The following is a 12,716-nucleotide window of genomic DNA, read 5'->3' as shown; positions in this document are numbered from 1 at the left end:
ACCTCAACGGGGCCGTCGTCGCCGAGGCCGCCCGCGGAGGCCGCACGGCGCCCGTGCGCTCGACCTCGTGCACGAGGGCCGTGAGGGCGGCGTTCACGGGCGCCGTGCGGCCTCCGCGGGCGGCCTCGGCGACGACGGCCCCGTTGAGGTAGTCCACCTCGGTCGGCTGCCCCCGCCGGATGCTCTGCAGCGTCGACCCCGGGTTCGGCGTCGACCCCATACGCCGCGCCATCAGCATTGGCAGCTGCTCGGCGAGCCGGGGCGGCGCCGCCGCGAACAGCCGCAGCACCGTGTTGCTGAGCCCCTGCACCCGGCCGAACCGCCGGCCGAGCGCGAACCCCGTGCGCACCGCCTCCTGCATGCCCCGCGTGATGATGCGGCGGAGCCGCGCATCCGCGATCGTCTCCTGCACACTCAGCCCCGTGATGGCCGGCATGGCGTTGACCTGGTTGACGATCAGCTTCGACCACTGCGCGCCCGTGAAGTTGCGCACGGCGTCGGCCGGCATGACCGCGCCGAGTACTCCTGCGGCCTCCCGGGCGGCGGGGGAGGGCTCGCCCTCGCCGGTGCCGAGGTAGGTCGGCCCGGCGGCGGTCACCGTGACCTCGCCGGGCGCGAGGAAGCTGGCCGCATAGAGGGCGAGGGCGCCGATCCACTCGGCCTCGGGCAGGGCGTCCCGCGCTGTACCGAGCGCTTCGAGACCGTTCTGCACGATCACGCACGGCCGGCCCGCGAGAAGGTCGGCGTTCGCGAGGATGGCGGAGCGGGCATCCTGAGCCTTCGTGCAGACGAAGACCAGCTCGGGCGTCCGGGTGAGCGTCTCGGCGGCCTCGACGCGTGCCAGATGGGTGCCCCAGGCGCCCGAGAGACGAAGTCCCGACTCGCGGATCGCGGCGAGGTGCTCACCGCGCGCGGTCACCTCGACAGTGTGGCCCGCCCGGTCGAGCAGAGCGGCGATGGTTCCGCCGATGGCGCCCGCTCCGATGACGGCGATCTGCATGGGCGGCCTTTCGACGAGCGGGCGGTGGGGGAGGTGCGCTGTGAGGCGGGTGGTGCGGCGGGGAATGTCCCGCGAGCCGCGCGACGCTTCGACAACCGGATGCCGCGGCTACGGCAGCGCGTATCCCGCACCGGTCTCGACGACGAGTCCGTCTGCCAGCAAGCCTGCCACAGCGCGTGCACGCTGATCGTCGTCGGCCCAGAGCGCGGCCACGTCGGACGCGGGGACCGCCCCGCTCGTGCCACGGAGCGCCCGCAGCACGAGCCCCCGCACCTGCCGGTCGGAGCCCTCGTACTTCTTCTGCACGGCCTTCCGCCTGCCCTCGAAGGGCGGGTAGCCGGCCGTTCGCCAGAGGCATGCGCGCGCGATCGGGCAGGCGTCACAGCGCGGGGCGCGGGCTGTGCAGACGACGGCGCCGAGCTCCATGATCGCCCCGTTGAACGCCCGTGCCGCGACCGGTTCGTGGGGGAGGAGCGCCTCCATCGCGACGAGGTCGATCCGCGCGCTCGGCGGGCCCGGCTCGCCCTGCCCCTCCACGGCTCGGGCGATCACGCGGCGGATGTTGGTGTCGACGACCGGGTGGCGGTCCCCGTACGCGAAGGCCGCGACAGCGCGGGCGGTGTAGTCGCCGACTCCGGGCAGGGCGAGCAGATCATCCACCCCCCGGGGAACGACGCCGGCGTGCCGCTCGACGATCGCGACGGCCGCCGCGTGCAGCCAGAGCGCGCGGCGCGGGTAGCCGAGGGACTGCCATGCACGCACCGCCTCGCCCGCGGGTTCGGCGGCGAGGGCGGCCGGGGTGGGCCAGCGGTCGAGCCACTCCTCGAGCCGTGGAACCACGCGCACGACGGGCGTCTGCTGCAGCATGAACTCGCTGACGAGGGTGCCCCAGGCGCTGAAGCCCGGGCGACGCCACGGCAGATCGCGGGCGTTCTCGGCGAACCAGGCAATGAGCGTGTCTGAGAGCACGGTGGCATGTTGCATCACGCCCCAATCTACCGCCGGTGGCGAACGTAGACTGGGCACATGGTCTCTACGCCGACACCCCGAACCGCGTTCATGGATGCACTGGCCGCCGAGATCACGCACAACTACGGTCGCGGCCGCCGCGTCGTCGCGGTCGACGGCATCGTCGGCACCGGGGCCTTCGCCGATGACCTAGGAATGGCGCTCAGGGAGGCCGGGCATCCGGTGACCCGTGCCTCGCTCACCGACTTCCTGCTGCCGCGCGCGTCGCGTGAGCAGCGTGGTGCCGATTCGCCCGAGGGCTACTACGACGACCGGTTCGACTACGCGACGTTCCAGCGGGTGCTGGTGCATCCGTTCCGCATGGGCGGCAGTGCGGGCTTCGTCACGGCGAGCTTCGACGCGTCGCGCGACCGGCCGCTGGAGCCGCGGTGGAAGACGGCCCCGGCCGATGCTGTGCTGCTCATCGACGGGCCGTTCCTGCAGCGTTCCGAGCTCCGTGGTATCGCGAACTTCGTGCTGTACCTGGAGCCCGGTGCGGCGGCAGCAGGTGATGCGCGCGCCTCGGCGGCCGACGCGCTCTACCGGACGGCGGTCGGGCCCCGTGCGACGTCCGACGCGATCGTCGAGCTCACCGACAGCGAGGTGCCGAAGCGGGTGTTCGCCGACCGCTGCTGACGCCGACCGCTGCTGACCTGGCTGCAGCTGATCCGGCCGGTGCTGGGGCCTTGTACGCTTGGCAGAGTGAATTCCGCATCGAGCCGCAGCGGCATCCTGCTCGTCGACAAGCCGCAGGGGCTGACGAGCCACGATGTGGTCGCCCGTACCCGTCGCCTCGCCGGCACCCGCAAGGTCGGCCACGCTGGCACCCTCGACCCCCTCGCGACCGGCCTGCTGGTGCTCGGCGTCAACAGTTCGACGCGGCTGCTGACCTACGTGGTGGGGCTCGAGAAGGAGTACGAGGCCGTCATCCGCCTCGGCGCCTCGACCACGACAGACGACGCGGAGGGCGAGGTGCTCGAGCGCGCAGCCGCGAGCGACGTCGAGGCCGTCACGCCCGAGGCGGTCGTCGCGGGGCTCGCCGCACTCACGGGCGACGTGCTGCAGCGGCCCAGCTCGGTCAGCGCGATCAAGGTCGACGGCAAGCGCGCGTACGCCCGGGTGCGGGGCGGCGAGACGGTGGTTCTGGATGCCCGTGCCGTCACGATCTCGTCGATCGACGTGCTGGCGAGCGAACTCGTGAGCACCGCTGCGCCGGGCGACGGGGAACCAGGCACCTTCCGCGACGTCAGTGTGCGGGTCGTCTGCTCGTCGGGCACCTACATCCGGGCGATCGCCCGCGACCTCGGCGACGCCCTCGGGGTCGGCGGGCACCTCACGGTGCTGCGGCGCACCCGCATCGGCCCGTTCGGCATCGACCGGGCGCACACCCTCGAGACGATCGACGCCGACCGCGACCTGCTCGCCCCGGCAGCCGTCGCCGCAGAGCTCTACCCCAGCATCCCGTTCGACGCCTCCCAGGCCGCCGACCTGCGGAACGGCAAACGCGTCGCGCTCGACGCCGAGAACGCCCCGGGACCCCTCGCGGCGATCGACCCGGACGGCCTTCTCATCGGCCTCTTCGAGATCCGCGGTGGAACCGCCCGGGTTCTCGTCAACTTCCCCACCGACGGGGGCGCAGCATGAGCAGCATGAGCCGCCGCCACAGCACACGCACAGACAGCCGCAGCACGAGAGGCACAGCATGATCGAGTGGTTCGCCTACGCGCAGATCGCCGTGGCCGTGCTGGCCGGCGTGCTCTGCCTCATCGTGGGCTTCAGCGGTCGCACCCCGAACGACTACACGCTCGGCGCGACGGCGCTCGTCGAGCTGCTGCTGATCATCCAATTCGTCGTCGCCCTGCTCTCGCCCGCCTTCGGCAACAATGCGCGCGGCGACCTCCTCGAGTTCTACGTCTACGCCGTGTCTGCGCTGCTGCTGCCCGCAGCCGCCGTCTTCTGGGCGTTGATCGACCGCACGAAGTGGAGCACTGTGATTCTCGGCGTGGCCTGCCTCGCGATCGCCGTCATGGTGTTCCGCATGAACGAAATCTGGCTGTACCAGAACGTCTAAACTCAGTACTGACATGCCAACTCCCTCCGCCACACAGCGCCCCCGTATCGCGGGCGTCGGCCGTGTGCTCGTCGTCGTCTACGCGATCCTCGCGCTCGGCGCCTTCGGCCGCTCGCTCGTGCAGATCATCCAGCAGTTCGACCAGGCGCCGCTCGCCTACACGCTCTCTGCCGTTTCGGCCGCGGTGTACATCGTCGCGACCGTCGCGCTCGTCGCGCGCGGGGCGATCTGGTACCGCATCGCCTGGATCACGATCACGTTCGAGATGATCGGGGTGCTGGTGGTCGGCACGCTGAGCGTCGTCGCGCCCGAGCTCTTCGCGCACGCGTCGGTGTGGTCGTACTACGGGGTCGGCTACCTGTTCATTCCCCTGGTGCTGCCGGTGCTCGGCATGCTCTGGCTGTCGAAGCACCGACCGGTGCCGGCCGGGGTCGAGGGCGCGCCCGTCGAGGGTGCCTCGCGGTGAAGGTCTTCACCGCGATCGAGCAGGTTCCGGCCGACTTCGGTCCGTCGGCGATCACCGTGGGCAAGTTCGACGGTGTGCACGAAGGGCACAGGGCGGTCATCCGCGAACTGCTTGCCGTGGCGGCCCGCGAGAACCTGGTCTCGACCGCCGTCACCTTCGACCGGCATCCCTTCGCCTTCCTGAAGCCCGAGCAGGCTCCGATCGCCCTCGTCGGCAACGACCAGAAGCTCGACCTCCTTGCGGGCACCGGGCTCGATGCGACGCTGATGCTCACCTTCGACGCGGCCATCGCCTACCTCAGCCCCCTCGACTTCGTGCGCCGCATCCTCGTCGACGCCCTGAAGGCCAAGGTGGTGCTCGTCGGCCGCGACTTCCGTTTCGGCCTGCGGGGTGAGGGCGACATCACGATGCTCACCGAACTCGGCGAACGGTTCGGCTTCGCTGTGCACATCATCGAAGACGTGATGCCGACCGCCGACCGACGGGTCTCGTCGACCTGGATCCGCGACCTGCTGAGCGAGGGCGACGTCGTCACGGCGACGAAGTTGCTCGGGCACGCTCCGGCGGTGCAGGGCGAGGTCGTGCACGGCGCAAAACGCGGCCGGGAGCTCGGCTTCCCGACGGCCAACCTCTCGCCGCGGTCGGAGGGGCTCATCCCGGCCGACGGTGTGTACGCGGGCTGGCTCACCGACGGCGACACCCGGTACCCGGCCGCCATTTCGGTCGGCAGCAACCCCACCTTCGACGGCGTGCCGCCCAAGCAGGTCGAGGCCTACGTGCTCGATGAGACGATCGACCTCTACGGCCACATCGTGTTGATCGCCTTCGCCGCCCGCATCAGGGGCATGGTGAAGTTCACCGGGATCGAGCCGCTGATCGAACAGATGAACGCTGACGTCGAACAGGTGAGAGAGCTCCTCCAGTGAGCGCCGGCCCCGTGCCGGCGAGGCGTCTGCTCGCCGGGCGGGCGCTGGCTTTCGTCGGCATCGTGCTCGTGGCGATGAACCTCCGCACGGCGGTTGCCGCGCTCTCTCCGATCTTCGAGCAGATCAGCGTCGACATCCCGCTGTCGAGCCTCGATGTCGGCATCATCGGAACCCTGCCGCCGCTCTGTTTCGCGCTGTTCGGGCTGCTCGCGCCGCTCTTCCAGCGGTACCTCCGCGTGGAGTCGCTGCTCATCGTGGCCCTCGCCGCGATGGTCTGCGGTGATGTGTTGCGCGCCCTGTCGGGCTCCTTCCCGTCGCTGGTGCTGGCCAGCGCGCTCACCTTTGCGGGCATGGGCGTCGGCAACGTGCTGCTGCCACCGCTGGTGAAGAAGTACTTCCCCGACCGCATCGGGCTGGTCACTTCGCTCTATGCGACGGTGATGTCGGTGTTCTCCCTGCTGCCGCCGCTCACCGCGGTGCCGCTGAGCGACGCCGTCGGCTGGCGCTTCTCGGTGGGCGTCTGGAGCGTGCTGGCCGTCGTCGCCATCGTGCCGTGGATCCGGCTGCTCGGTCGCGACCGTCGTCGTGTGCCCGACCCGAAGCTCGAAGAGGGAGTGCTCCCTGAGGCCGACTCCGCCATGCTCGGCCGGGCCCGCCGTTCGCCGATCGCCTGGGGCCTCGCCATCGTGTTCGGTGTGACCGCGCTGAACTCCTACTCCGGCTTCACCTGGCTCCCCGAGATCCTGACCGACGTCGCCGGCGTCGACCAGGCCGGCGCGGGGGCGCTGCTGTCGATCTACACCGGGATGGGCATCCCCGCCTCCCTCCTCATCCCCGTCATCGCGGGTCGCGTGAAGAACGTGACCGGCATCATCCTCTTCGGCGTCGTCGCCTACCTGGTGGGCTACCTCGGCCTGCTGCTGGCACCCGGCGCCGCGCCGTGGTTCTGGGTGGCGTGCGCGGGCACCGGCCCGATGCTCTTCCCGCTCGTTCTGCTGCTCATCAACAAGCGCAGCCGCACGCAGCGCGGCTCCGTGGCGCTCAGCGGGTTCGTGCAGGGCCTCGGCTACGTGATCGGTGCCCTCGGGCCGCTGGTGGTCGGCGTGCTGCACCAGCTGACCGGCAACTGGACCGTTCCGCTGCTCTTCCTGCTGGCGAGCGTCGGGGTCATTCTGCTCTGCGCCCGGGTGGTGTCGAAGCCGGCGGTGATCGAAGACCAGTGGGTTCGGCAGCCCGACCGGGTCTGACGTCTACACTTGATGATGCTCTGCCCCGACCTTTCGCGGCGAGCAGGAAAGACGGGTGCAGTTGTGACGATTGACAAAGTGGTGAGTCCGGCATCCCGGGCCACCGAGGTGCTCGGCGGCGAGCTCACCGAGTCGAGCCTGAAGCGCTACCTCAACGGCATCTCGGGCGTCGACGCGGTCGGCCTCGAGGCGCGCGCCGCCGATCTCGGCAGCCGTTCGATCAAGACCACGTCGAAGGCCTGGGCGCTCGACCGCATCATCTCGCTGATCGACCTGACCACGCTCGAAGGGGCAGACACTCCGGGCAAGGTGCGGTCGCTCGTTGCGAAGGGGCTGACTCCGGATGCCGCCGACCCCACCTGCCCGCGTGTGGCCGCGATCTGCGTCTACGGTGACATGGTGCCAGCCGCCGTCGAGGCCCTCGGAGCCTCGCACGGGCTCGACGAGGTCTCCGGCGGAATCAACGTCGCAGCGGTCGCCACCGCCTTCCCGAGCGGCCGCGCCTCGCTCGCGGTCAAGCTCGCCGACACGGCCGACGCCGTCGCCGCCGGTGCCGACGAGATCGACATGGTGATCGACCGCGGTGCCTTCCTCTCCGGCCGCTACGGGCAGGTCTTCGACGAGATCGTCGCGGTGAAGGAGGCCTGCCGTCGGGCAGACGGCAGCTACGCCCACCTGAAGGTCATTCTCGAGACCGGCGAGCTGAACACCTACGACAACGTGCGCCGCGCATCCTGGCTCTCGATCCTCGCGGGCGGCGACTTCATCAAGACCTCCACGGGCAAGGTCGCTCCCGCAGCGACGCTCCCCGTCACCCTGCTCATGCTGGAGGTGGTTCGGGACTGGAACCGGCTGACCGGCGAGAAGATCGGCGTGAAGCCGGCCGGCGGCATCCGCACCTCCAAAGACGCGATCAAGTACCTGGTCGCTGTGGCGGAGACCGCGGGGGAGGAGTGGTTGCAGCCGCACCTCTTCCGATTCGGGGCGTCGAGCCTGCTGAACGACGTACTGCTGCAACGCCAGAAGCTCGCAACCGGCCACTATTCCGGCGCCGACTACGTCACGATCGACTGAGGAGCATCACATGTCATTTCTGGAATATGCTCCCGCGCCGGAGTCCACCGCCCTGCTGAACCTGCAGTCCGAGTACGGCCTGTTCATCGACGGGGAGTTCCGCGCGGGTTCCGACCCCACGTTCTCGACCATCTCACCGGCCACCGAGAAGCGCATCGCGACCATCGCGTCGGCGTCGACGGCGGATGTGGATGCCGCGGTCGCCGCCGCGCGCCGCGCCTACGACTCGACGTGGTCGCGGCTGTCGGGCCGTGATCGCGCAAAGTACCTCTTCCGTATCGCGCGGCTCGTGCAGGAGCGCGCCCGCGAGCTGGCGGTGGCGGAGAGCCTCGACAACGGCAAGCCGATCAAGGAGAGCCGTGACGTCGACGTTCCCCTCGTCGCCGCCTGGTTCTTCTACTATGCGGGCTGGGCCGACAAGCTCGACCACGCCGGCCTCGGCCCGAACCCGCGGGCCCTCGGCGTCGCCGCGCAGGTGATCCCCTGGAACTTCCCCCTGCTGATGCTGGCCTGGAAGATCGCTCCCGCTCTCGCGGCCGGCAACACGGTGGTGCTGAAGCCTGCAGAGACCACGCCGCTGACCGCTCTGCTCTTCGCCGAGATCGTGCAGCAGGCGGGGCTGCCCGCTGGGGTCGTCAACATCATCACGGGCGCCGGTTCGACGGGTCGCGACCTCGTCAACCACCCCGACGTGAACAAGGTCGCCTTCACCGGCTCGACCTCGGTAGGCCGGGAGATCGCCCGTTCGCTCGCCGGCACGTCGAAGAAGCTCACGCTGGAACTCGGCGGCAAGGGCGCCAACATCGTCTTCGACGATGCCCCGATCGACGAGGCCGTGGAGGGCATCGTGCGCGGCATCTTCTTCAACCAGGGGCACGTCTGCTGCGCCGGGTCCCGACTGCTGGTTCAGGAGAACATCCACGACGAGGTCGTCGACCGGTTGAAGGAGCGCCTCTCGACGCTGCGGGTGGGCGACCCGCTCGACAAGAACACCGACGTCGGGGCGATCAACTCCGCGGAGCAGCTCGCACGCATCTCGGAGCTCTCCGAGATCGGAGAGGCGGAGGGGGCTTCGCGCTGGAGCCCGGCCTGCGACCTGCCGTCTGAGGGGTTCTGGTTCGCGCCGACGCTGTTCACCAACGTCTCGACGGCGTCCCGCATCGCGCGCGACGAGATCTTCGGGCCTGTGCTGTCGATCCTGTCGTTCCGCACGCCGGCCGAGGCGGTCGCGAAGGCGAACAACACCCCCTACGGGCTGTCGGCCGGCATCTGGAGCAGCAAGGGCTCCCGGGTGCTGGCGGTCGCCGACAAGCTGCGTGCCGGAGTGGTGTGGGCGAACACCTACAACCAGTTCGATCCGGCGTCTCCCTTCGGCGGGTACAAGGAGAGCGGCTACGGTCGCGAGGGCGGCAAGCAGGGGCTCGCGGCGTACCTCGCGCCGGCCGGTCTGCCGAGCCGGGCCGCGGAACGGGCATCCGGAGCCGCGGAGATCGACAGCGGCAACGCTGAGCAGGGCGAGGCGGCTGTCGTCGCCGGTGCCGGCGGTACCGCCGGAAACGCCGACTCTGCCGGGACCACCGACACCGCCGGAACCGCCGCAACCGAAGGAGACCTGAAATGAGCCGCCTCGCCGTGCCGAAGACCTACAAGCTCTACATCGGCGGAAAGTTCCCGCGCAGCGAATCGGGCCGTGTCTACGAGGTGCTCGGTGCCTCGGGCGAGTTCCTGGCGAACGCGGCGAAGGCGTCGCGTAAGGATGCCCGTGACGCCGTCGTCGCGGCCCGTGCCGCCGTCTCGGGCTGGTCGAAGGCCACAGGGTACAACCGTGGCCAGGTGCTCTACCGCATCGCCGAGCTGCTCGAAGGGCGTCGTGCCCAGTTCATCGAGGAGATCACCCTGGCCGAGGGCGTGTCGTCGTCGGAGGCCGAGGCGCAGGTCGACGAAGCCATCGACCGCTGGATCTGGTACGCCGGCTGGGCCGACAAGTACGTTCAGGTCGCAGGTAACGCGAACGCGGTCTCGGGGCCGTACTTCAACATCTCGGTGCCCGAACCGACGGGTGTCGTCGCCATCGTCGCGCCCCAGACGTCGTCGCTCGTCGGCTTCGTCTCGGCTGTCGCTCCGGCCCTGGTCGCCGGCAACACGGTCGTCGTGATCGCGTCGGAGGCCCTGCCGCTCTCGGCGATCAGCCTCGCCGAGGTTCTCGCGACGAGCGATGTGCCCGGTGGAGTGGTGAACGTGCTCACCGGATCACCCGCCGAGATGGCGCCCTGGCTCGCGTCGCACGCCGATGTGAACGCGCTCGACCTCGTCGGCGCGGGCGAGCTCGACTGGGTGCAGCTGCAGATCGACGCTGCTGAGACGCTGAAGCGTGTCTTCCCGCCGGAGTCGGGTCCGGATGCGGCGACGCCCTCGCTCGCGCGCATCGTGGGGTTCACCGAGACGAAGACGGTGTGGCACACGAAGTCGCTCATCTGAGTTGTTTGGCTGAGGCGGGCTGGTGTTCACTGCCGCTCTTCGCTGCGCTGGCCCGGCGCGGGGCGGGCTGGGGCGGGCAGCCTCGGCTGACGTTCGCTGCGCTGGCTCGCGTCAGCCCGCCGCGCCGAAGCCTGTCGCGCCGAAGCCCCCGTACCGATGTCGAGCGCGTACACGACGAGGTCGTGGCGCACGGATCCCACCGGGAACGCCCGGCGCCGCGTCTCCTCGTGCCTGAACCCGAGCCGCTCGGCGACCCGTCGGCTGCGTTCGTTGCCTGCTGCCGTGCGGATCTCGACCCGCCTCACTCCCTCTTCGGCCAGTTCGCCGATGATCGCGCGGCACCCTCGCGCGACGACACCCCGCCCCTCGAAGCGTCCGTCGATCCAGTAGCCGAGCTCCGCCGCGCGTGCCGGCCGGCTGATACGGCACGTGATGGAGCCGATCAACTTCCCGTCGGAGCGCACCACCGTCGGCAGGCTGCGCCCCGCGACCCATTCCGCCATGAGCGAATTCGTGTACGCAACCAGCCCGGCGCGCGTCTGCTCGCCCTGCGCCCACGGCTCCCACGCCCGAAGCCGCTCGATGTTAGCCTGCGTGAGCGCCAGCATCCCGTCGACCGTCGCCGGATCCCGCAGCGCCAGGTCGAACCCCTCACCCAGCTCATGCGTGAAGAACGCCACCGTCGCCTCCCGCCTCGTCGTCGCCTGCCTGTCTGTCTGCCTGCCTGCCCGTCGCTCGCTGCAGGTCTTCCATTCTGCTGGGAACGGCTGACCTCAGCGAGGGTGAAAACTCTCAGAAACCAATTTGCTCCTGAGGGTCGTTTTGGCCTCATTTTGCTGAGGGAATGTCAGTGGTGGGTGGTTGGGTTGTGCCATGACCACTTCAGCCGCTTCTCTGCTTGCTGGGCTTCAGGATGCCTGGGAGTGCTTGAGCGATGCCGGTGGTGTTGGCGGTGTGGCTGCCGCGCCCGGTGGGCTTGCCGACGAGGAATTGGTGGCGGCTCTCGCGGAGCTCGAGTCGGTGGGCCGTCTCGTCGACGGGTTGCGTGTTGCTTTGGCTGGGGAGGTGGCGGCCCGGTCGGATGCTGCGTACGGCGATGATGGTCTGTCGCGGTCGCAGAACTTCGCGACACCCGCGAAGTTCTTGGCGGCGGTGACGGGCGTATCTGTGTCGACAGCGTCGGCGCGTGTGCGTCTGGCGGCGCAGGTGCACACGACGTTCTCGGTGACGGGTCTGCCGAATCCGCCGCGGTTCCCGCGGGTCGCGGAGGCCCTCGCCACCGGTGCGCTCGGTATCGATGCGGCGGCCGCGATCACGAAGCGCCTGCACGACGTAGCGACCCGCACCGGTTTCACCGAGGCTCTCGAGGAGGCCGAAGGCGAACTGGTCTCGTTGGCGCAGCAGACGATCGGTGGTCTCGGCTATACCGCGGATGATGTGGATGTGTTGGCGCTTCGTGCGCGTGAGCACCTCGACCCCGACGGCGCAGAGCCGCGCGAGGCAGATCTCCACGACCGCCGCTACCTGACCCTCTCCCCGCACCGTTCCGGGATGACGAAGCTCACCGGTTGTCTCCCGCCGTGTCCGCGGCGATCCTGAAGGCGGTCCTCGAGCCGTTCACGAGTCCCCGCGTCGTCACCTTCACCGACCCCACACCGCCAGCCGGCAATCCCACCCTGTCGGCACCCGACGACCCCACCCGGGTGGCCGATGACTTCACTGTGACGCCCGGCGGCTCCACCTCGGTGGCCAGCGACCTCTCCGGAGTGGCCAGCGACTCCGACTCTTCCCGCGCCGCAACCACGAGCGGCGACATCACCACGCCCGACTTCGCCTCCTCGCCCGGCTTGGCCACCTCGCCTGACCCGGCCACTTCGCCTGACCCTGTGTTCGCAGACACCCGCACCCGCGGCCAGAAGACTGCGGACGCGCTCGTGCAACTCGTCTCGATGGCCGCCGGGCTCCCCTCGCTGCCGCGCATCAACGGTGCAGCACCGACCATCAACGTGCACGCCACCCTCGACGACATCGTCGCCGGGCGTGGTGTCGGGTGGGTCGACGGTCTCACCGAACCCGTCCCGCACACCACTGTCGAGGCGTTGCTCTGTCACGCCGACACCATCACTACCCTCTTCGGCCATCACGGCCAAGTCCTCCAGCACGGCAAGACGAAGCGCCTGTTCACTCCGGCGCAGAACCGTGCCCTCGCCGCCCGGGACGGCGGATGCGTCTGGCCGGGCTGCGACGCCCCACCCTCCTGGTGCGAGAGCCACCACGTCGACGGTTGGCTGTCAGACACCCACCCCGGTGGTATGACTGACGTCGACAACGGTGCACTGCTGTGCCATTTCCACCACTCACATGTGCACAAAACCAGGTGGACGCTTTCAATGCGTAACGGAACTCCCTACCTCACCCCACCCGACACCCTCGACTGGACCCGAAC

The 12,716-nt window shown here is 69.8% G+C and carries 14 protein-coding genes; 11 read left to right on the top strand and 3 right to left on the bottom strand.

Translation table 11 applies throughout. From position 1 onward, the window contains the following. Positions 1-1,000: ketopantoate reductase family protein (locus C5B96_RS07915; protein WP_104244648.1), on the bottom strand; the 1,000-nt coding region annotated here is incomplete at its 3' end. A 108-nt stretch (positions 1,001-1,108) separates the two neighbouring features. Further along, positions 1,109-1,984, bottom strand: coding sequence for an A/G-specific adenine glycosylase (locus C5B96_RS07910; protein WP_104244646.1), 876 nt, complete (start codon positions 1,982-1,984; stop codon positions 1,109-1,111). A 42-nt stretch (positions 1,985-2,026) separates the two neighbouring features. Between C5B96_RS07910 and C5B96_RS07905 the strand changes: the two genes are divergently transcribed. From C5B96_RS07905 to C5B96_RS07865, 9 genes are all read left to right on the top strand, one after another. Further along, positions 2,027-2,644: a hypothetical protein gene (locus tag C5B96_RS07905; protein ID WP_146078116.1), complete on the top strand. Its 618-nt coding sequence runs from the start codon at positions 2,027-2,029 to the stop codon at positions 2,642-2,644. Positions 2,645-2,710: 66 nt separating this feature from the next. Beyond that, positions 2,711-3,652, top strand: coding sequence for a tRNA pseudouridine(55) synthase TruB (gene truB, locus C5B96_RS07900; protein ID WP_104244642.1), 942 nt, complete (start codon positions 2,711-2,713; stop codon positions 3,650-3,652). A gap of 58 nt (positions 3,653-3,710) precedes the next feature. Then, the gene (locus tag C5B96_RS07895) at positions 3,711-4,079 is read left to right on the top strand and encodes a hypothetical protein (protein WP_104244640.1); all 369 of its coding nucleotides are present in this window, start codon (positions 3,711-3,713) and stop codon (positions 4,077-4,079) included. Between the two features lie 13 nt (positions 4,080-4,092). Next, positions 4,093-4,545, top strand: coding sequence for a hypothetical protein (locus C5B96_RS07890; RefSeq protein ID WP_104244638.1), 453 nt, complete (start codon positions 4,093-4,095; stop codon positions 4,543-4,545). Continuing rightward, positions 4,542-5,471 carry a bifunctional riboflavin kinase/FAD synthetase gene (locus tag C5B96_RS07885; RefSeq protein WP_104244636.1) on the top strand — a complete coding sequence of 310 codons (930 nt, stop codon included), beginning with the start codon at positions 4,542-4,544 and terminating at the stop codon, positions 5,469-5,471. The genes C5B96_RS07890 and C5B96_RS07885 overlap by 4 nt, the downstream gene beginning before the upstream one ends. Further along, positions 5,468-6,718, top strand: a complete 1,251-nt coding sequence (locus tag C5B96_RS07880) for a CynX/NimT family MFS transporter (RefSeq protein ID WP_233189076.1) — start codon at positions 5,468-5,470, stop codon at positions 6,716-6,718. Before C5B96_RS07885 ends, C5B96_RS07880 begins: the two co-directional genes overlap by 4 nt. A 63-nt stretch (positions 6,719-6,781) precedes the next feature. Continuing rightward, on the top strand, positions 6,782-7,792 hold the full coding sequence (deoC, locus tag C5B96_RS07875; RefSeq protein ID WP_233189075.1) for a deoxyribose-phosphate aldolase: 1,011 nt from the start codon (positions 6,782-6,784) through the stop codon (positions 7,790-7,792). A gap of 10 nt (positions 7,793-7,802) precedes the next feature. Next, the gene (locus C5B96_RS07870) at positions 7,803-9,413 is read left to right on the top strand and encodes an aldehyde dehydrogenase family protein (protein ID WP_104244634.1); all 1,611 of its coding nucleotides are present in this window, start codon (positions 7,803-7,805) and stop codon (positions 9,411-9,413) included. After that, entirely contained in the window at positions 9,410-10,270 is an 861-nt protein-coding gene (locus tag C5B96_RS07865) for an aldehyde dehydrogenase family protein (protein ID WP_104244632.1), read from the top strand. Before C5B96_RS07870 ends, C5B96_RS07865 begins: the two co-directional genes overlap by 4 nt. Positions 10,271-10,296: 26 nt before the next feature. On the opposite strand, the gene C5B96_RS07860 is transcribed toward C5B96_RS07865, so the two are convergent. Continuing rightward, positions 10,297-10,950: a GNAT family N-acetyltransferase gene (locus tag C5B96_RS07860; RefSeq protein WP_104244630.1), complete on the bottom strand. Its 654-nt coding sequence runs from the start codon at positions 10,948-10,950 to the stop codon at positions 10,297-10,299. Positions 10,951-11,143: 193 nt separating this feature from the next. Between C5B96_RS07860 and C5B96_RS07855 the strand changes: the two genes are divergently transcribed. Next, positions 11,144-11,869 (top strand): DUF222 domain-containing protein, encoded by a 726-nt coding sequence (locus tag C5B96_RS07855; protein ID WP_104244628.1) that lies wholly within the window; start codon positions 11,144-11,146, stop codon positions 11,867-11,869. Then, on the top strand, positions 11,851-12,716 hold an 866-nt coding region (locus C5B96_RS07850), incomplete at its 3' end, for an HNH endonuclease signature motif containing protein (RefSeq protein WP_158507140.1). The genes C5B96_RS07855 and C5B96_RS07850, both read left to right, overlap by 19 nt.

The organism is Subtercola sp. Z020 (assembly GCF_002931235.1).
GTDB lineage: Bacteria > Actinomycetota > Actinomycetes > Actinomycetales > Microbacteriaceae > Subtercola.
This window is presented reverse-complemented; position numbering and strand designations above follow the sequence as displayed.